This window comes from Streptomyces sedi, assembly GCF_006335015.1.
GTDB classification, from domain to species: domain Bacteria; phylum Actinomycetota; class Actinomycetes; order Streptomycetales; family Streptomycetaceae; genus Streptomyces; species Streptomyces sedi.
In genome coordinates this window covers 89,493-111,038 of sequence record NZ_VDGT01000004.1, presented here as the reverse complement: position 1 = coordinate 111,038, position 21,546 = coordinate 89,493, and the positions used below count along the sequence as shown (strand labels likewise).

Annotated in this window: 3 protein-coding genes; all 3 read right to left on the bottom strand. The window is 74.5% G+C overall.

Features of this window, described 5'->3' with window-relative positions; all coding sequences use genetic code 11:
* Positions 1 to 25: 25 nt before the first annotated feature.
* From FH715_RS07130 to FH715_RS07120, 3 genes are read right to left on the bottom strand one after another with little or no spacing between them, the layout of a single operon-like run.
* Positions 26 to 7,165 (bottom strand): amino acid adenylation domain-containing protein, encoded by a 7,140-nt coding sequence (locus FH715_RS07130; RefSeq protein WP_170184661.1) that lies wholly within the window; start codon positions 7,163 to 7,165, stop codon positions 26 to 28.
* On the bottom strand, positions 7,162 to 15,093 hold the full coding sequence (locus FH715_RS07125) for a non-ribosomal peptide synthetase (protein WP_139641918.1): 7,932 nt from the start codon (positions 15,091 to 15,093) through the stop codon (positions 7,162 to 7,164). The genes FH715_RS07130 and FH715_RS07125 overlap by 4 nt, the downstream gene beginning before the upstream one ends.
* Positions 15,090 to 21,530 (bottom strand): non-ribosomal peptide synthetase, encoded by a 6,441-nt coding sequence (locus FH715_RS07120; protein ID WP_139641916.1) that lies wholly within the window; start codon positions 21,528 to 21,530, stop codon positions 15,090 to 15,092. Before FH715_RS07120 ends, FH715_RS07125 begins: the two co-directional genes overlap by 4 nt.
* Between the last annotated feature and the right edge of the window lie 16 nt (positions 21,531 to 21,546).

Here is a 21,546-nt window from a genome sequence, read left to right as displayed (position 1 = left end):
TCCGTTCCTCTGCTGGGCGGCCGGCTCAGTTGCCGCTGAGCCTGGCCGCGACGATCCGCCCGATCTCGGAGATCGGGCCCGGCAGGGGGATCTCGTGATGTGTGCAGGCGATCTCGTGGATGTCGAGTCGGCCGTCCGTGTAGGGCTTCCAGGACTCCGCGAGGGGGGCGTCCTGGGTGCGGCCACGGTTGGCCAGGAAGAAGAGCACGTCGCCGGTGAACACGTCGAAACGCGCCGAGTCGGCGATGTGCTGGTTGTTGACCGCGACGCGTTCCATCGCGGCGACGTGGCGGGCCTCGACCCCGGACAGGGCGCTGCCGCCCTCGCGGAGCACGGCCGCCGCCAGCTCGTAGTCGAGCGGCTTGGCGCCGGTGGCGGCGTCCTCGTGGACGGCGCCGACCAGCTCCCGCAGGAACTCGCCGGTCTCGAAGTGCGCCTGGGAACGGCCCGAGGCGTAGGCGTCGAGCAGCGCCAGCAACTCGACGCGTTCGCCCAGCTGTTGCAGCCGGGTCGCGATCAGGTGCGCGACCATGCCGCCCAGCGACCAGCCCAGCAGGTGGTAGGGCCCGTGCGGCTGGACCTGGCGGATCTGCGCCAGGTAGTCGTCGGCCATCTCGGCGGCGCTGGCGGGGAGTTCGCCCTCGCCGGTGAGGCCGCGCGCCTGGAGGGCGTAGACCGGGCGGTCCGCCTCCAGCTCCTTCACCAGGCCCGAGTACACCCAGCCGACGCCGAGGCCCGGGTGGACGCAGAACAGCGGCGCCGGCGTCGCGGGCACGCGCAGCGGCAGCAGCACGCCGAGCGCGTCGTCGAAGGTGTCGGTGCCGAGCCGGTGCGCCAGCCGCGCGACGGTGGGCGCCTCGAACATGGTGCGGATGGTCAGCTCGGCGTCCAGCCGCTCCTTGACCACCCCGGCCAGCCGCATGATCAGCAGCGAGTGGCCGCCCAGCTCGAAGAAGTCGTCGTCGATGCCGACGCTGGGCAGCGACAGCACCTCGGCGAACGCCTCGCACAGCACCCGCTCCCGCTCGTCGCGCGGCGGGCGGCCGGTCGAGCCGGCCCCGAAGTCGGGCTTCGGCAGCGCGGTGCGGTCCAGCTTGTCGTTGTGGTTGAGCGGCAGCGCGTCCAGCACCACGATCGCCGCCGGCACCATGTAGTCCGGCACCCGCGCGGCGACGGCCTCGCGGAGCACCGCGACGTCGGGCGCGGTGCCGGCGACCGGCACCACGTAGGCCACCATCCGCTGGTCGCCCGGGGTGTCCTCGCGGATGATCACGGCGGCGCGCTCGACGGTCGACTCCTTGACCAGCAGCGCCTCGACCTCGCCCAGCTCGATGCGGAAGCCGCGCAGCTTGACCTGCCCGTCGGCGCGGCCGACGTAGACCAGCTGCCCGTCGCCGTTCCACCTGGCGAGGTCGCCGGTGCGGTACATCCGGGAGCCGGCCGGGCCGCCCGGGTCGGCGACGAAACGCTCGGCGGTCAGCCCGGGGCGCTGGTGGTAGCCGCGCGCCAGGTTGACGCCGGAGACATACAGCTCGCCCACGACGCCCGGCGGCACCCGGCGCAGCGAACCGTCCAGCACCTGCACCCGGTTGTTGGCGTAGGGGCGGCCGATCGGCACCGGGCCCGGCGGCAGCTCGTCGCCCGGCTCCACCGTGTAGATGGTGCAGTTGACGGTCGCCTCGGTCGGCCCGTACACGTTGCTGACCCGCAGCCCCGGGCGCTCCCTGCGGAGCGCGGCGACGGCCTCGCCGTGCAGCGCCTCGCCGCCGATCAGCAGCTCCTCGTCGGGGCTGTACTCCTTGGGCAGCCCGGCGAGCAGCGGCAGATGGCTGGGAGTGCCCTTGAAGAGCGTCAACGGGTCGCGGGCCAGCGCGATCCTGGTCGACTCGGACGAGCCGCCGTCCGGGCCGCGGCGCGCGCCCTCGTTGAGCGAGGCCAGGTGGACCCGGCCGCCGCGCACCAGCGGGACGTACAGCGAGGAGACGCTGCCGTCGAAGGTCATCGGCGCGTGCAGCAGCGTGGTGCCGCCGAAGGCCGGGTTCAACAGGGCGGCGTGGCCCAGGTAGTTGCCCAGCGCGCGGTGCTCCAGGACCACGCCCTTGGGCTGGCCCGTGGAGCCCGAGGTGTAGATCAGATACGCCGGGTGCGCGGCGGTCAGCGGCATCGGGCGCTCGGCGTCGGTGACGTCGTGCTCCTGGTGGCCGGCGAGCAGCGCCTCCGTGCCGGGGTCGTCCATCAGCAGCCGCGGCGTGCCGTCGTCGGCCGGCAGGCTGACCTCGGTGGAGGAGACGGTGATCACCATCGCCGGGGTGACCTCGGCCAGCACGAACGCGGTGCGCTCGGCCGGGTGGTCGGGGTCGAGCGGCAGATAGGCGGCGCCGGACTTCCACACCGCGAGCATCGCCACGACCAGGTCGGCGCAGCGCGGCAGCGCGAGGGCCACCACCCGCTCCGGGCCGGCGCCGTGCGAGAGCAGCAGCCTGGCGATGCGGTTGGCCTTCGCGTTGAGCTGGGCGTAGGTCAGCGTGACCTCGCCGCTGACCAGCGCGACGGCCTCCGGGTCGCGCTGGACGCGCTCCTCGATCAGCGCGTTCACCGGCACGTCGGGAAGCGCCAGCTCGGGGCCCGTGCCGTGGGCGAGCAGCGCGGCGCGCTCCTCGTCGGCGAGCAGGTCGAGCCGGCCGAGCGGGGTGTCGGGACGTTCGACGGCCGCCGTCAGCAGCCGGACCAGGCGCTGGCCCATGGTCGCGACGGTCGCGCGGTCGAACAGCTCGACGTTGTACTGGAGAACGCCCTCAAGACCCGCGGGCGAGCCGGCCGAGTCGAAGCTCTCGGCGAAGTGCGCCGCCAGGTCGAACTTGGCGACCTTCTGCTCGGCGGCGAACGGCGAGGCGGTCAGCCCGGCCAGCGTCAGCTCGGCGTCCGCGTTGTTGTGGACGCTCATCAGCACCTGGAAGAGCGGGTGCCGGGAGAGCGAACGCGGCGGGTTCAGCACCTCGACCATCCGCTCGAACGGCAGGTCCTGGTGGGCGTAGGCGGCGAGGTTGGTCTCCTTGACGCGCTCCACCAGCTGCCGCATCGTCGGGTCGCCCGACGTGTCGGTGCGCAGCACCAGCGTGTTGACGAAGAAGCCGACGAGGTCGGCCACCGCGTCGTCGGTGCGGCCGGCGATCGGGGTGCCGATCGGGATGTCGTCGCCGGCGCCCAACGCGTCGAAGAGCGCGGAGAGTCCGGCCTGGAGCACCATGAACATGCTGGCGCCCGAGTCGTGCGCCAGCCGCGCCAGCCTGGCGTGCAGCGTGGCGTCCATGGCGAGGGTGACGCCCGCGCCCTCGTGGCCGAGGACCGCGGGGCGCGGCCGGTCGGTGGGGAGCGCCAGCTGCTCGGGCAGGTCGGCGAGGGCGCGCCGCCAGAAGTCCAGCTGCTGGGAGATGACGCTGCTCTCGTCGTCCTCGCTGCCCAGCATCCGGTTCTGCCAGAGGGCGTAGTCGGCGTACTGCACCGGCAGCGGGGTGAACTCGGGTGCGCGGCCGGCGAGCCGGGCCTCGTAGGCGGCGGCCAGGTCGCGCGTCATCGGCGCCATGGACCAGCCGTCGGTGGCGATGTGGTGCAGCACGATCAGCAGCACGTGGTCGTCCTCGGCGACCCGCAGCAGGGTCACCCGGAGCGGCAGCTCCTCGACCAGGTCGAAGCCGCGCAGCGCCTCGGCCGTCAGGACGTCCATCAGGCCGTCCTCGTCGGACTCCCTGGTCTCGAACGGGAGTAGGGCCTTCTCGACGGGGAGCACCAGCTGGCGGGGCTCGCCGTCCTCGGCGACCGGGTAGACGGTGCGCAGCGACTCGTGGCGGGCCAGCAGGTCGCCGAACGCGGCGGCCAGCGCCGTCTCGTCGACGGCGCCGTGCAGCCGCAGGCTGAGCGGGATGTTGTAGGTGCCTCGCTCGGTGTCCATCCGGTTGAGGAACCACAGGCGGGCCTGCGCGTAGGACAGCGGCACCCGCTCGGGCCGCTCGGCGGCGCGCAGCGGCGGGCGGGCGCCGCCGGCGGCGGCGACCTTCTCGGCGAGGCCGGCGACCGTGGGCGCCTCGAAGAGGGTGCGGATCGCCAGCTCGACGCCCAGCTCCGAACGGGCCCTGGAGATCAGCCGGGTGGCGAGCAGCGAGTGGCCGCCCAGGTCGAAGAAGTTGTCGTCGACGCCGACCGACTCCAGGCTCAGCACCTCGGCGAAGAGCCCGCACAGGGTCTCCTCCTCGGGCGACATGGGCTGCCGCCCGCCCACGCTGCCGGCCAGCTCGGGCGCCGGCAGCGCCTTGCGGTCGACCTTGCCGTTGGGCAGCAGCGGGAACGCGTCCAGCACCACCGTCGCCGAGGGCACCATGAACTCGGGGAGGCTGGCGGCGACATGCTCGCGCAGCTCGTCGACGGAGGCGGCGCGGCCCTCGGCGGAGGCGACGTAGGCCACCACGCGCTTGTCCTGCGGCGTGTCCTCGCGGACCACGACGACGGCGTGCGCGACGCTGTCGTGCCCGGTCAGCACGGTCTCGATCTCGCCCAGCTCGATGCGGAAGCCGCGCACCTTGACCTGGTTGTCGGCGCGGCCGACGAACTCCAGGGTGCCGTCCGGTCGCCAGCGCCCCAGGTCGCCGGAGCGGTAGAGGCGCGAGCCCGCCGGGCCGAACGGGTCGGCGACGAACCGCTCGGCGGTCAGCCCGGGACGCTTGAGGTAGCCGCGCGCCAGGCCGTCGCCGGTCAGGTACATCTCGCCCGGCACCCCGACCGGGCACGGCTTGAGCCGGCCGTCGAGGACATAGACCCGGGTGTTGGCGAACGGGCGGCCGATCGGCGGGGTCTGGCCGTCGGCGGTCAACGCGCCGGAGATGGTGGCGCCGACGGTGGTCTCCGTCGGGCCGTAGCCGTTGACGATCCGCCGTCCTGGCGCCCAACGGGCCACCAGCTCGGGGGTGCAGGCGTCGCCGGTGGAGACCAGCGTGGCGCCGGCCAGCACGTCCTGGTCGGCCGGCAGCGAGGCCAGCGCGACGGGCGGCAGGGTGGCGTGGGTGACCTTGTGGCGGCGGACCAGCGCGGCCAGCGGGTCGCCCGGCAGGATCTCCTCGGAGGTGCCGAGGACCAGGGCGCCGCCGGAGAGCAGGCCCATCGCGATGTCCCAGAAGCCGGCGTCGAAGCTGACGGAGGCGAACTGGAGCACCCGGCTGCCCAGGCCGACGCCGGTGTGCTCGGCCTGGGTGGCGACCAGGGCGGCCAGGCCGTGGTGCGGCACCACGACGCCCTTGGGGCGGCCGGTCGAACCCGAGGTGTAGATCACGTACATGGGGTGCGCCGGGGTGAGCGGCGCGACGCGGTCGGCGTCGGTGACCGGCTCCGGCGCGCCGTCGGCGAGCGCGGCGCGGGTCTCCTCGGCGTCCAGCACCAGCCGGGGCACGTCGGCGCCGGCCCCATCCAGCAGCCCCTCCGTGGCGGAGGTCGCCAGCAGCAGCCTCGGGCGGGCGTCGTCGACCATGAACGCCAGCCGCTCGGCCGGGTAGTCCGGGTCCAGCGGCAGATAGGCGGCGCCGGACTTCAACACCGCCCAGAGCGCGACGATCATCTCGACGGAGCGCGGCACGGAGACCGCGACGAACTCCTCGGGGCCGACGCCGCGCGCGATCAGCAGCCGGGCGAGGCGGTTGGCGCGTTCGTCCAGCTCGCGGTAGGAGACGACCTCGTCCTGGAAGAGCAGCGCCGGCGCGTCCGGGTTGTCCCTGACCTTCGCGGCGAACAGCTCGGGCAGGGTGGCGGGTTCGACGTCCGCGGCGCTGTCGTTCCAGTCGACCAGCATCCGCCGGCGCTCCTCGGCGGAGAGCATCTCCAGCCGGCCGATGGTGGCGCCCGGGTCGTCGGCGACGGTCTCCAGCAGCCGCAGCAGCCGGTCCATCACGCCGCGCGCCTCGTCCTCGGAGAAGAGGTCGGGCGCGTAGCAGAGGCGCAGATGCAGGTCCTCGCCCATCAGTCCGGCCGCGAGGTTCAACGGGTAGTGCGCGCCGTCCCTGCCGTCGACGCCGGAGAAGCGGACGCCGTTGACCTCCATCTCGGCGGTCGTCGGGTCGACGGGGTAGTTCTGGTAGACGAGCGTGGTGTCGAACAGCTCCTGGTGGGAGGAGAGCCGCTGCACGTCGGAAAGGCGCACGTGCTGGTGGGCCAGCAGCTCGGACTGCTCCTCCTGGAGCCGGGTCAGCGCGTCCAGCAGCGTCTCGGCGGCGGGCAGCCGCACGCGCACCGGCAGGGTGTTGATGAACAGGCCGATCATGGTGTCCACGCGGGGCACCTCGGGCGGGCGGCCGGAGACGATCGCGCCGAACGCGACGTCGTCCTTGCCGGTCAGCGAGGAGACCAGCAGGCCCCAGACGCCCTGCACCACCGTGTTGACCGTGAGGCCGCGCGAACGGGCCAGCGCCAGCAGCCCGTTGGTGGTGCTCGCCGGCACGTCCTGGCGCAGCCAGCCGGGCCGCACCAGGGCCCGGCCGCGCGCGGCGGGCGCCACGTGCGAGGGCTCCTCGATCTCGGCGAGCGCGGCGGTCCACACCCGGCGCGACTCGTCCTCGTCCTGCCGGGAGATCCACGACAGGTAGTCCTTGTACGGGGTGAACGGGCCGAGCGCGGCCGGGTCGCCCTTCGAGCCGTACAGCTCGAACAGCTCGCGCACCAGGATCGGCACCGACCAGCCGTCGAGCAGGATGTGGTGCTTGGTGAGCATCAGCCGGAACCGGTCGGGCGCCAGGCGGAAGACGGTGAACCGCATCAGCGGCGGGCGCTCCAGGTCGAAGCCCCTGGCCTGGTCGACGTCGGCGAGCCTGGCCAGCTCGGCCTGCTGCTGCTCGTGGTCGAGCGTGGAGAGGTCGATCTGCTCCCACGGGACGGAGACCTTGGCGTGCACGACCTGCACCGGCTGGCTGAGGTCCGCGTGCCGGAAGCTGACGCGCAGGTTGGCGTGGCGCTTCAGGAGGGCGCGCGCGGCGGCGCGCAGCGCGCGGGTGTCCAGCGGCCCCGACAGGTCCAGCAGCAGCTGGTGCACGTAGAGGTCGGGCCCCTCCTCGTCGTAGAGGGCCTGGAACAGCATTCCCTCCTGGAGGGGGGAAAGCGGCAGGACGTCCTCGACGCCTGGCTTGCTCATTTGGCCATCTCCCATTCGTCCGTGAAGTCGTCCTCGTCCTCGTCCGCTTCGGCGTCGTCGGCGCCGTCGGCGTCCGAAGCGCCACGGGTGAAGGCGTCCAGTTCGTCCTGGCTGAGCGAGACCAGGGAGAGGTCCGAGGGGGTGAAGCCGCCGATGTCGGCGTGTTCCGCGTGGGCGGCGAGCGCGGCGACGGCGCGGCTGAAGCAGTCCGTCAGGGCGCGCACGTCGCGCTCGCTCAGCAGCGTCTTCGGCCAGGACCAGACCAGCAGCAGGCGCGGCCCGTCGGGGTGGTCCTCGGTCATGGCGTTGAGCGCGACGACATGGGTCATCGGGCTCTCCGGCTCCGGCCGGCCGCCGCTGAGGTCGGCGCCGCCCACCATGTCGGCGTCGGCGACCGGGGTCCACGGCTCGGCCGGGCCCTGGCTGCCGGGCGCCGGGGAGCGGCCCAGGTAGTTGAAGCTGATCTGCGGGCCCGGAACGCCGGCGAGGGCGTCCCTGGTCTCGTGGTTGAGGTGACGCAGCAGGCCGTAGCCGATGCCGTGGTCGGGCAGGGCGCGCAGCTGCTCCTTGACGTTCCGCACGGCCTCGCCCATGGCGGCGCCGCCTGCCCACAGCTCGTCCCAGTCGGTGACGCCCGGGTCGAGCCGCACCGGGTAGAGGCTGGTGAACCAGCCGACGGTGCGGGAGAGGTCGACGCCCTCGACGATGTCCTCCCGGCCGTGGCCCTCCAGGTCGACCAGCACGCCCTCGGCCGGCTCGCCCCGGCCGCGCCGCCACTCGGCGACGGCGAGGGAGAGCGCGGTGAGCAGCACCTCGTTGGCGCCGGCGCGGTAGGCGGCGGGCAGGGTGGTCAGCAGCGGCTCGACGCGTTCGGCCGGCTCGTCCCTGGTCAGGAAGCGCAGGGTGGCCAGCACGTCCTGGCCGGCGTCCAGCGGGCGTTCGCCGAGCAGCGGGTCGGGCTTGGCCAGCACCTGCTTCCAGCGGTCGAGTTCGGCGACCCGCGGCTCGCGGTGCGCCTCCTCGACGAGATGCTCGGCCCAGCGGCGGAACGAGGTGCCGGTGGGCTGGAGCTCGGGCTCCTCGCCCTCGGCGAGCGCCGCGCAGGCGGCGGCCAGGTCGGGCAGCAGGATCTGCCAGGAGACGTTGTCCACCACCAGGTGGTGGGCGACCAGCAGCAGCCGGCCGGTGGCGTCGGGCCCGGCGTCGAACCAGACGACCTGGAGCATCACGCCGTTGTCCGGGTTCATCCGGGCCCAGGCGGCCTCGCTCTCGCGGGCGGAGACCTCGCGCAGCGCGTCGGCGGCGAGGCCGGCGACGTCGACGCGGCGGACCAGGTTGACGGCGGGCAGCGTGCCGCGCTCGGGAACGGTCAGCTTCCAGGCGCCGGTGTCGCGGATCAGCCGGGTGCGGAGCGCGTCGTGGTGGTCGACGAGGACCGCGACGGCCTGGACGAGGGTCTCCTCGGTGAGCCACTCGGGGGCGTGCACCAGCGAGGACTGGTTGAACCTGTCGATGGGGCCGCCCCTGTCGCGCAACCAGTGCACGCTCGGGGTGAGTTGCACCTCGCCGATGCCGGTGTCCGGGCCGTCGCCGACGACCGAGTCGACGGTGCCGGCGACACCCGCGAGGCGGGCGACGGTCTTGTGCTCGAAGATCTGCTTGGGCGTGATGATCAGCCCGGCCTTGCGGGCGCGGCTGACCAGCTGGATCGACTGGATGCTGTCGCCGCCGAGGTCGAAGAAGCTGTCGTCGATACCGACGGCCGACAGGCCGAGCAGCTCGGCGAAGAGCCCGCAGAGGGTCTCCTCGATCCGGTCGCGCGCCTCGCGCCCGTCGCCCTTGGCGGAGAGGTCGGGCGCGGGCAGCGCCTTGCGGTCGACCTTGCCGTTGGGGGTCTGCGGCAGCGCGTCGAGGACGACGACGGCGGCCGGCACCATGTAGTCCGGCAGCCGCAGCCCGACGAACTCCCGCAGCTCGGCCGGGTCAGGGGCGTCGCCGGCCCTGGGCACCACATAGCCGACGAGCTGGCGCACGCCCGGGGTGTCCTCGCGGACCAGCACGGCGACCTGCCCGACGCGCGGGTCGGCGGCCAGCGCCTCCTCGACCTCGCCCAACTCGATGCGGAAGCCCCGGACCTTCACCTGGTCGTCGGCGCGCCCGCCGTAGACCAGCGCCCCGTCGCGCGACCAGCGCGCAAGGTCCCCGGTGCGGTACATCCGCGCGCCGTCGCCGGCGAACGGGTCGGCGAGGAAACGGGTCGCCGTCAGCCCGGGGCGGCCGAGGTAGCCGCGCGCCAGGCTGCGGCCGGAGACGTACAACTCCCCGACGACGCCGGGCGCGACCGGCCGCAGCCGCTCGTCCAGGACGTAGACCCGGGAGCCCACCACGGGGTGGCCGATGGGCGGCACCACGGGCTCGGCGAGCGGGTCGCTCATCGAGGCGCAGACCGTGGACTCCGTCGGGCCGTAGGCGTTGACCAGCGTGCGGCCGACCGACCAGCGGCCGACCAGCTCGCCGGAGAGCGCCTCGCCCGCCGAGACCAGCACGCCGTCCGGCAGCAGGCTCTCCTCGGGCTCCATCGCGGAGAGCACCACGGGCGGCAGCGTCGCGTGGGTGACGCCGAGGCCGGAGAGGGTCGCGGCCAGCGGGTCGCCCGCGGTGACGCCCTCGCGGCCGACGACCACCAGGGCCGCGCCGGAGAGCAGGCCCATGCACAGCTCCCAGAACGCCGCGTCGAAGCTCGGCGACGCGAACTGCAACACCCGCGAGCCGGGGCCGACCAGCAGCCGTTCCCGCTGGGTCGCCAGCAGGCCGGCGACGCCGGCGTGCGAGACGACGACGCCCTTGGGGCGGCCGGTCGAACCCGAGGTGTAGATCACATACGCCGGGTGCGTCTCGCGCAGCCCCAGCGCGCCGACGCTCGGCGGCGCGGGCGCGGCGGCGACGGCGGCCTCGGTGGCCGCGTCGTCCAGCAGCAGCGTGCGGTGCCCCTCGGGCACCACCCCGGCGGTCTCCGAAGTGGCCAGCGTCAGCACGGGCTTGGCGTCGCCCAGCATGTAGGAGATCCGGTCGGCCGGGTACTCCGGGTCGACCGGCAGATACGCGCCGCCCGCCTTCCACACGGCCAGTACGGCGACGACCAGCTCGACGGAGCGCGGCAGCGCCAGCGCCACCAGCCGCTCGGGGCCCACGCCCTCGGCCGCCAGATGTCCGGCGAGCCGCTCCGCGCGCGCGTCCACCTCGGCAGCCGACAGCACGCCGTCGGCGGTGACCAGGCAGTCGGCCGCCGGGTCGCCCGCGACGCGGGCGGCGAACAGCTCGGGAACGGTCAGCCCGCCGAGCACCCGACGGCCCTCGTCGCCGGCCGCGTTCCACTCGGTGAGCACCCGCTCGCGCTCCCCGTGGCCCAGCACCTCGACCGAGCCGACCCGGGCGGCCGGGTCGGCCACCACCTGGGACAGGACCCGGATCAGCCGCTCGACGAGCAGGCCGACCGTGTCGTGGTCGAAGAGGTCGGTGGCGTACTCGACGATGCCGTTGAGCCCGCCGAACTCCCGCTCGGCCAGCTCGAAGGAGAGGTCGAACTTGGCCGCACCGGTCCCGACATCCCTCGGCAGCCCGGTCAGGCCGGGCAGCTCCAGCTCCGTGGAGCCCGTGTTCTGGAGGACCAGCAGCACCTGGAAGAGCGGGTGCCTGGTCAGCGAACGCTCCGGCGCCAGCACGTCCACCAGCCGCTCGAACGGCACGTCCTGGTGGGCGTACGCCTGGAGGTCCAGCTCGCGGGTGCGCTCCAGCAGCTCACGGAACGTCGGATCGCCCGACAGGTCGTTCCGCAGCACCAGCGTGTTGACGAAGAAGCCGACCAGGTCGTCGACCGCCTCGTCGGGACGGCCGGCTATCGCCCCGCCGACGGGAACGTCCTCGCCGGCGCCGAGCCGGTGCAGCAGCGTCGCCAACCCGGCCTGGAGCACCATGAACAGCGTCGCCCGCGACTCGCGCGCCAACCCGGCCAGGCCCTCGTGCAGTTCGGCGCTGACGCCGAACGTGTACATCCCGCCGCGGTGCGAGGCGACGGCCGGGCGCGGCCGGTCGGTCGGCAGCTCCAGGCCCTCGGGCAGCCCGGCCAACGCCTCCCGCCAGTAGGCGAGCTGGCGGGAGACCAGCGACTCCTCGTCGTCCTCGTCGCCCAGCACCTCGGCCTGCCACAGCGCGAAGTCCGCGTACTGCACCGGCAGCTCCGGGAAACGCGGCGCCCCGCCCTCGCACCGCGCCCGGTAGGCGCGGGCCAGGTCGGCGCCGAGCGGGCCCAGCGACCAGCCGTCGGAGGCGATGTGATGCATCGTCAGCGACAGCACATGCTGGTCGTCGGCGACCCTGAAGAGCCGCCCGCGCAGCGGCAGCTCGCTCTCCAGCAGGAAGGTCTCGGCCGCCGCCGCGTCCAGCGCCTCGGCCAGCGCCGACTGCTCCACCTCGACCACCGGCAGCGCGATGTCGACCTCGTCCTCCGCCAGCACGTGCTGGCGCGGCACGCCGCTGTCGTCGGGGAAGACGGTGCGCAGGCTCTCGTGCCGCAGCACCACGTCCCGCAGCGCGGCGCGCAGCGCCCCCACGTCCAGCTGGCCCTTCAACTCCAGGGCGTACGGCAGGTTGTAGGTGGCGCTCGGCCCCTCGAAGCGGTGCATGAACCACAGCCGCTTCTGCGCCGAGGACAGCGGCAGCGCCGCGGGACGCGCGGCCGGCACCAGCGCGGGGCGCTCGCCGTCGGCGCCCTCCAGCGCGGCGGCCAGCGCGGCGACCGTCGGCGACTCGAAGAGGGTGCGGATCGCCAGCTCGGCGCCGAGCGCGGAACGGACCCGGCTCACCAGCCGGGTCGCCAGCAGCGAGTGGCCGCCGAGCAGGAAGAAGTCGTCGTGCACGCCGACCGTGGGCAGCCCCAGCACGTCGGCGAAGATCCCGCAGAGGATCTCCTGCCGGGCGGTGCGCGGCTCGTTGCCCGAGCCCGTCTCGCCGGCGAACTCCGGTGCCGGCAGCGCCTTGGCGTCCAGCTTGCCGTTGGCGGTCAGCGGGAAGCGGGCCAGCTCGACCAGCGCCGAGGGCACCATGTGGTCGGGCAGCCGCGCGGCGGCGTGCGCGCGCAGCTCCGCCTCGGCCGGCTCGTCGCCGGCGACCGGCACGTAGTAGCCGACCAGCCGGCGGTCGCCCGGCTGGTCCTCGCGGACCAGCACGGCGGCCTGCGCCACCCGGGGGTGGTCGCCCAACACGGCCTCGATCTCGCCCAGCTCGATGCGGAAGCCGCGGATCTTCACCTGGGCGTCGGCCCGGCCGACGAACTCCAGCCGCCCGTCCTCCGTCCAGCGCGCCACGTCGCCGGTGCGGTACATCCGCTCCCCCGGCTCGCCGAACGGGCTGGCGACGAAGCGGCTCGCGCTCAGCCCGGGGCGCCCCAGATAGCCGCGCGCCAGCCCGGCGCCGGCCACGTACATCTCGCCGACCACGCCGGGCGCGACGGGCCGCAGCCCGCCGTCCAGCACATAGATCCGCAGGTCGGGGATGCCGGAGCCGATCATCGAGCCGGGGCCGGCCGCCGCGCTCGGCGCGGTGAGCGCCAGATGGCTGACGTGCACCGTGGTCTCGGTGATGCCGTACATGTTGACCAGCGTCGGGGCCGCGTCGTCGTGCCGCTCGTACCAGTCGGCGAGCCGCCACAGGTCCAGCGCCTCGCCGCCGAAGACCACGTAGCGCAGGGCGAGTCGGGAGCCGACCTCCGGCGCCTCGCGGTCCGCGTTCATCAGCTGGTAGAACGCGGACGGCGTCTGGTTGAGGACCGTGACGCCCTCGTCGGCCAGCAGCCGCAGGAACTCCTCGGGCGAGCGGCTGACCTGCCGCGGGACGACGACCAGCCGGCCGCCGTAGAGCAGCGGGCCCCACAGCTCCCAGACGGAGAAGTCGAAGGCGTAGGAGTGGAAGAGGGTCCACACGTCGTCGGGCCCGAAGTGGAACCAGTGGTCCGTCGAGCCCATCAGCCGCACCACGTTGCGGTGCGGCACCACGACGCCCTTGGGGCGGCCGGTGGAGCCCGAGGTGTAGATGACATACGCCGGGTGGCTCGGGTGCGGCGCCACCTCGGGGGCGCCGGCCGGGAGTCCCGCCAACTCGTCCGCGAACGCCGGGTCGTCCAGCAGCACCCGGGCCACGCCCGAGGCGTCCAGCGCCTCGGGCAGCGCGGCGTCGCCGCTGGTGACCAGCAGCTCGGGGCGGGCGTCGTCCAGCATGTAGGCGAGGCGGTCCGCCGGATAGCTCGGGTCCATCGGCACATAGGCGCCGCCGGCCTTCAGCACGGCGAGCACCGCCACCACCAGCTCGGCCGAGCGCGGCAGCGCCAGCGCGACGAACCGCTCGGGCCCGACGCCGCGCGCGGCCAGCGCCCGCGCGAGGCGGTTGGCCCGCTCCTCCAACTCCCCGTAGGTCAGCGACGTTTCGCCGTGGGTGACGGCGACGGCCGCGGGGGTGCGTGCGGCCTGGAGCGCGAACAGCTCGGGGATGGTGGCGGGCGCCACCTCGCGGCCCGTGCCGTTCCACGAGACGAGGGTGCGGTGCAGCTCCTCCTCGCCGAGCAGGTCGACGCGGCCGGCGGGCTGCTCCGGGTCGTCGGCGAACGCGGTGAAGAGCCGGGCAAGCCGGTCGCCGATCTCCCGCACCCGCTCGGTCGGGAAGACCTCGGTCCTGTGGTCCAGCCGCATCCGCAGCCGGCCGTCCACGACGGAGGCGATGACGCCCAGCGGGTAGTGGGTGGCGTCGTTGGCGGAGAGGTCGGCGAGCGACAGCTCCGGGTCGGACGGCTGGAGGTCGGCCGGGTCCAGCGGGTAGTTCTCGAAGACCGCGATGGTGTCGAAGAGCGTGGGGTGCCCCGCCAGCCGCTGCACGTCGGTCAGCCCGATGTGCTGGTGCGCCATCAGCTCGGCCTGCCGCGTCTGCGTCGCGGAGAACACCTCGACGAGCGAACGCCGCGCCGGCGACTCGACGCGCACGGGCAGGGTGTTGATGAAGAGGCCGACCATGGTCTCGATGCCCGGTATCTCCGGCGGGCGGCCGGAGACCGTGGCGCCGAAGACCACGTCGTCCCGCCCGGTCAGCCGGGCCAGCAGCAGCCCCCAGACGCCCTGGAGCACCGAGTTGAGGGTGAGCCCGTGGCTCCTGGCCGCGTCCCGCACCCGCTGGGTCAGCTCGGCCGGCAGCTCCACGGTCAGCGCCCGCGGCTGGCTGGCAGGCAGCTCGCCGCCCTCCCGCTCGCCGGCGAGCAGCGTCGGCTCCTCCAGGCCGGCGAGCGCCTGGTGCCAGGCGGACTCGGCGGCCGACTGGTCCTGCTCGCCGAGCCAGGACAGGTACTGGCGGAACGGGGTGACCCGGGGCAGCCCGCGCTCGTCGCCGCGCGCGCTGTAGAGCGCGAACAGCTCCTTGACCAGCACCGGCATCGACCAGCCGTCGACCAGGATGTGGTGCTTGGTGAGCACCAGCCGGTGGCGGGACTCGCCGAGCCGGTAGAGCGCGAAGCGGATCAGCGGCGGCCTGGTCAGGTCGAAGCCGCGCGCCCTGTCCTCGGCGAGCAGCCGGGTCAACTCCTCGTCCTGGGCCGGGCCTTCCAGCCGCCGCAGGTCGGTCTCGGTCCAGTCGAGCGGCGTCTCGTTCGGGATGATCCCCACCGTGCGGCTGAGGCCCTCGTAGCGGAAGCCGGCGCGGAGGTTGGGGTGGCGGCGCAGCAGCCCGGTGGCGGCCTCGGCCATCGCGGTGGGGTCCAGCGCCCCCTCCAGGTCGAGGATCAGCTGGACGGTGTAGACGTCGTCGGCCCGCTGGTCGTACAGCGCGTGGAAGAGAAGCCCTTCCTGCAACGGGGACAGCGGCAGCACGTCCGCCAGGCCCTGCTTCGTCATCGGGAGATCCTCCAGTCGGCTTCCAGCAGGTCGATCTCGCTCTGGGACAGCGAGACCAGCGAGAGGTCGGAGGGGGTGTGACCCCCGACGTCGGGCCCCTCCGCGTGGTCGGCGAGGACGCCGAGCACGCGGAACCAGGTGTCGGCGAGATCGGTGACCTCGGTGTTGTCCAGCAGCAGCGCGGGCCAGGACCAGGTGGCCTTCAGGCGCGGGCCCTCGGCGTGCTCCTCGGTCAGCGCGTTGAGTTCGAGGGTGTGGGTCATCGGCATCCCCGGGTCGGCGCCGCCGCCCAGCGGGTCGGACTCCACGGCCGGCGCCCAGGGCGCGGGCTCGGCCGTCGCGCCGTCGAACCGGCCCAGGTAGTTGAAGCCGAGCTGCGGTCCGGCGAACGCGGCGAACTCGGCGGCGGTCGGCGGGTGCAGATGGCGCAGCATCCCGTAGCCGACGCCGTGGTCGGGCAGGGAGCGCAGCTGCTCCTTGACGCGCTTGATCGCCTCGGAGACGGTGCGCCCGCCACGCCACAGGTCGTCCCAGTCGGTGACGCCCGGGTCGAGATGGACGGGGTAGAGGCTGGTGAACCAGCCGACGGTGCGGGAGAGGTCGACGCCCTCGACGACGTCCTCCCTGCCGTGGCCCTCCAGGTCGACCAGCACGCCGGCCGCTTCCTGCCCGCGCCGCCGCCGCCAGTCGCCGACGGCCAGCGCGAGGCCGGCGAGCAGCACCTCGTCGATGCCGGCGCGGTAGGCGGCGGGCAGCCGGGTGAGCAGCGCGGTGGTGCGTTCGGCGGAGAGCGCGAAGGTGACGGAGCGCTCGGTGGCCATCACGTCGCGGGCCTTCTCGAAGGGCCGGCCCCCCAGCAGCGGGTCGGGCGCGGCCAACTGCCGCCGCCACAGCTCCACTTCGCCGACCCGTTCGGCGGCGGCCTCGGTGAGCAGCTCGGCCCAGCGGCGGAACGAGGTGCCGGTGGGCTGGAGCTCGGGGCGGCGGCCCTCGGCGACGGCCTGGCAGGCGGCGGCCAGGTCGGGCAGCAGAATGCGCCAGGAGACGCCGTCGACCACCAGGTGGTGGGCGACCAGCAGCAGCCGGCCTGGGGTGTCCGCTCCCGCGTCGAACCACACGACCTGGAACATCACCCCGCCCTCGGGGTCGAGCCGCGCCGCCGCGGCCTCCGTGTGCCCCTCGATCACGGTGGCCAGCACCGGGCCCTCCGCCCCGCGCACGTCGACGCGGCGCAGCGCGCGGGAGACGGTGAGCGCCCCCGGCGCGCCGGGCTCCGGCACCTCCAGCGGGCGGGCCTCGTCGTCGACCAGCCGGGCGCGCAGCAGGTCGTGGTGGTCGATCAGGGCGGTCACCGCCGCCGTCAGCTGGTCCCCGTCCAGCTCGGACGGGGCCTGCACCAGCATCGACTGGTGGAACGTGCGGACGGGGCCGCCGTGTTCACGCAGCCAGCTGACGATCGGTGTCGTCGGCACCGTGCCGCGCCCGGTGTCCTCGCCGGCGTCCGGCCTGGCGGCGACGCCGACGGTGGTGACCAGCGGGGCGATCGCGGCGACCGTCTTCTGCTCGAAGATCTGCTTCGGCGTGACCACGAGGCCGACCGCGCGGGCGCGGCTGACCAGCTGGATCGACATGATGCTGTCGCCGCCGAGGTCGAAGAAGCTGTCGTCGATGCCGACCGAGCCGAGCCCCAGCAGCTCGGCGAAGAGCCCGCAGAGCGTCTCCTCGATCCGGTCGCGCGCCTCCCGGCCGCCCGCCTGGGCGGACAGGTCGGGCGCGGGCAGCGCCTTGCGGTCGACCTTGCCGTTCGGCGTCTGCGGCAGCGCGTCGAGCACGACGACGGCGGCCGGCACCATGTAGTCCGGCAGCCGGCGCCCCAGCGCCTCGCGCAGCGCGCCGGAGGCCAGCGAGGCGGAGCCGCGCGGCACCACGTAGCCGACCAGCTGCTTGCGGCCCGGCTCGTCCTCCCGGACCAGCACCACCACCTGGCCGACGCCCGGCTGGTCCGCCAGCGCCTCCTCGACCTCGCCCAACTCGATGCGGAAGCCCCGGACCTTCACCTGGTCGTCGGCGCGCCCGCCGTAGACCAGCGCCCCGTCGCGCGACCAGCGCGCCAGGTCCCCGGTGCGGTACATCCGCGCGCCGTCGCCGGCGAACGGGTCGGCGAGGAAACGCGTCGCCGTCAGCCCGGGGCGCCCCAGATAGCCGCGCGCCAGGCTGCGGCCGGAGACGTACAACTCCCCGACGACGCCCGGCGCGACCGGCCGCAGCCGCTCGTCCAGCACATACACGCGGGAGCCCACGACGGGGTGCCCGATGGGCGGCACCACCGGCTCGGAGAGCGCCACGCTCATCGAGGCGCAGACCGTCGACTCCGTCGGGCCGTAGGCGTTGACCAGCCCGCGCCCCACCGACCAGCGGCCGACCAGCTCGCCGGAGAGCGCCTCACCGGCGGAGACCAGCACACCGCCGGGCAGCAGCGTCTCGTCCGGCTCCATCGCGGACAGCACCACCGGCGGCAGCGTCGCGTGCGTCACCCGGAAGCGGCGCAGCGTGCCCGCCAGCGGCTCGCCCGCGCCCAACTCCTCGCGGTCGGCGACCACCAGGGCCGCGCCGGAGAGCAGGCCCATGCACAGCTCCCAGAACGCCGCGTCGAAGCTCGGCGACGCGAACTGCAACACCCGCGCCCCCGGCCCGGCGGCCAGCCGCTCGCGGTGCGTCGCCAGCAGGCTGCCCACGCCGGCGTGCGAGACGACGACGCCCTTGGGGCGGCCGGTCGAACCCGAGGTGTAGATCACATACGCCGGGTGCGTCTCGCGCAGCCCCCTGTCCTCGGGGGGCGCCGGCGCCCCGGCCGCCTCGACGGCGGCGCGGGTCGCGGGGGCGTCCAGCAGCAGCGTGCGATGCCCCTCGGGCACCACGCCGGCCGTCTGGGAAGTGGCCAGCGTCAGCACGGGCTTGGCGTCGCCCAGCATGTAGGAGATCCGGTCGGCCGGGTACTCCGGGTCGACCGGCAGATAGGCGCCACCCGCCTTCCACACCGCGAGCGCCGCGACCACCAGCTCGACGGAGCGCGGCAGCGCCAGCGCCACCAGCCGCTCGGGGCCCACGCCCTCGGCCGCCAGATACCCGGCGAGCCGCTCGGCGCGCGCGTCCACCTCGGCCGCCGACAGCGTGCCCTCGGCCGAGACCACGCAGTCCGCCGACGGTGCCTCGGCCACCCGGCGGGCGAAGAGCTGGGGCACGGTCAGCCCGGAGAGTTCGCGGGTCCCCTCGTGTCCCGCGACGTTCCACCCGACCAGCACGCGTTCGCGTTCGCCGTCCCCCAGCACCTCCACGTCGCCGACCCGCAGCCCGGGATCGGCCACCACCTGGGTCAGGACCCGGACCAGCCGCTCCACCAGCCCCTCGACCGTCTCGCGGTCGAAGAGGTCGGTGGCGTACTCGACCAGTCCCTCCAGACCGCCGGAGTCCCGCTCGGTGATCTCGAAGGCCAGGTCGAACTTGGCGACCCCGGCGTCCACCCGGCGCATGTCGACGTCCAGGCCCGGGAGGTCGATCCGGGCGGCGTCGTTGTTCTGGAGGACCAGCATCACCTGGAAGAGCGGGTGCCTGGTCAGCGAGCGGTCCGGCGCCAGCACGTCCACCAGCCGCTCGAACGGCACGTCCTGGTGCGCGTAGGCGCTGATGTCGTCCTCGCGGACCCGCTCCAGCAGCTCACGGAACGTCGGGTCGCCCGACAGGTCGTTCCGCAGCACCAGCGTGTTGACGAAGAAGCCGACCAGGTCGTCGACGGCCTCGTCGGGGCGGCCCGCCGTCGCGCCGCCCAGCGGGATGTCGTTCCCGCCGCCGAGCCGGTGCAGCAGCGTCGCCAACCCGGCCTGGAGCACCATGAACAGCGTCGCCCGCGACTCGCGCGCCAGGCCGGCCAGCGCGCGGTGCAGCTCCGGGTCCAGGCTGAACGCGAGGCTGGCGCCCCGGTGCGAGGCGGTCGCCGGGCGCTGCCGGTCGACCGGCAGCTCAAGCCCCTCGGGCAGGCCGGCCAACTCCTGCTTCCAGTAGGCCAGCTGGCGGGCGAGCTCCGACTCGGGGTCCCGCTCGTCGCCCAGCAGCTCGGTCTGCCACAGCGCGAAGTCCGCGTACTGCACGGGCAGGGGGCTCCAGCGCGGCGCGTTGGTCTCCCGCCGGGCCGCGTAGGCCGTCGACAGGTCGCGCCCGAGCGGCACCAGCGACCAGCCGTCGCACGCGATGTGGTGGACCACCAGCAGCAGCACGTGCTCCCGCTCGCTCAGCTGGAACAGCTCGGCGCGCAGCGGCAGCTCCGTCGCCAGGTCGAAGCCGCGCCGCGCGGCGCCGGCCAGCGCGTGCGCCAACGGGTCGGCGTCGCCGGGGCGCAGCGACTCGGGGCCGTGCAGCAGGAACGGCGGCTCGGCCGACTCGTCGGGGACGACCTCCTGCCACGGCACCCCGCCCTCCTCGGGGAAGCGGGTGCGCAGCGCCTCGTGCCGCGCCACCACGTCGCGCAGCGCCAGCCGCAACGCGACCACGTCGAGGTCGCCGACCAGCCGCAGCGCGTAGGGGAGGTTGTAGGTGGCGGCGCGGTTCTCCAGGCGGTTGAGGAACCACAGCCGGCGCTGCGCCGAGGAGAGCGGCGGGCGCGCGGGGCGCTCGCCCGCGGTGAGCGCGGGGCGCGCGGCGCCGGCGTGCGCCAGGCGCTCGGCGAGCGCGGCGACCGTCGGCGCCTCGAAGACCGTGCGGACCGCGACCTCGACACCCAGCGCCGCGCGAACCCGGCTGACCAGCCGGGTCGCCAGCAGCGAGTGGCCGCCCAGCAGGAAGAAGTCCTCGTCGATGGTGACCTCGGGCAGCCCGAGCACCTCGGCGAAGACCTCGGCCAGCCGGGTCTCCCGCTCGTCGCGCGGCCGGCGGCCGTTCTCCGCGCGCTCGAAGACGGGCGCGGGCAGCGCCTTGCGGTCCAGCTTGCCGTTGGGCGTCAGCGGGAAGGCGTCCAGCGTGACGAAGGCGGCCGGCACCATGTACTCCGGCAGCCGCTCGGCGACGTGCGCGCGCAGCGCGGGCGCGCCCGGGTCGGCGCCGTCCGGCACCAGGTAGGCGACCAGCTGCCTGGGGCTGAGCGGGTCGCCCTCGGTGGTCTCGCGGGCCACGACGGCGACCTGCCCCACGTCCTGGTGGTCGCCCAGCACGGCCTCGATCTCGCCCAGCTCGATGCGGAAGCCGCGGATCTTCACCTGGTGGTCCTCGCGGCCCAGGTACTCCAGCTGCCCGTCGGGGCGGCGCCGCACCAGGTCACCGGTGCGGTACATCCGCTCACCCGGGCCGTCGAACGGGTTGGTGACGAACCGCCCGGCCGTCAGCCCCGGCCGCCCGTGGTAGCCGCGGGCCAGGCCGCGCCCGCCGATGTACAGCTCGCCCACGGCGCCGTCGGCGACCGGCCGCAGCCGCTCGTCCAGCACGTGGAGCGTGGTGTTGCGCAGCGCGCCGCCGATGGTCGGCTCGCCCTCCTCGGCGCGCAGCCGCGCTGAGGTGGACCAGACGGTGGTCTCGGTCGGGCCGTAGAGATGGGTGACGCCGCCGCCCAGCTCCAGCATCTGGCGGGCCAGCGGCCTGGGCAGCGCCTCGCCGCCGACCATCATCCGCAGCCCCTTGAGCGCGGCGGGCCGGTGGGTGGTCAGCGCCTGCCAGAGCGAGGGGGTGGCCTGGAGCGCGGTGGCGTCGGCGCGCTCGGCGAGGGCCAGCAGCTCGCCCGGGTCGACCACCGTCGCCCGGTCGGCGATCACCAGGGCGGCGCCCGAGACCAGCGGCGGGTAGATCTCGGCGACCGCCATGTCGAAGGAGATGGTGGTGACGGCCAGCATCCGGTCCCCGGGGGAGAGCGGGAAGCGGTCGGCGACGGACAGCACCAGGTTGGCCAGCGCGTCCCTGCGGATCATCACGCCCTTGGGGCGGCCGGTCGAGCCCGAGGTGTAGATGACGTACGCCGGGTGCTCCTGGCGCAGCGGCGAACGGCGGTCGCCGTCGTCCGGGTTGCCCCCGGGCAGCGCGGCGGCCATCTCCTCCAGCTTCGCCAGCCGCGCCTCGTCGAGCAGCAGCGCGGGCTCGGCGTCCTGGAGGATGTAGGCGGCGCGGTCCGCCGGGTAGTCGGGGTCCAACGGGACATAGGCGGCGCCCGCCTTGAGCACCGCGAGCAGCGCGACGAACAGCTCGGGCGAACGCGGCAGCCGCACCGCGACCAGCCGCTCCGGGCTGGCGCCGAACGCGATGAGCTGCCGGGCCAGCCGGTTGACCCGGGTGTTCAGCTCGGCGTAGCTCAGCTCCCGCTCGTCCTGCCGCAGGGCGACCGCGTCGGGGGTGCGGGCCACCTGGGACTCGAACAGCGTGATCACATCGGCGAGCGGCGAGTGCCGCGCGGCGTCAGTCATGGTCGTCCCTCCGACG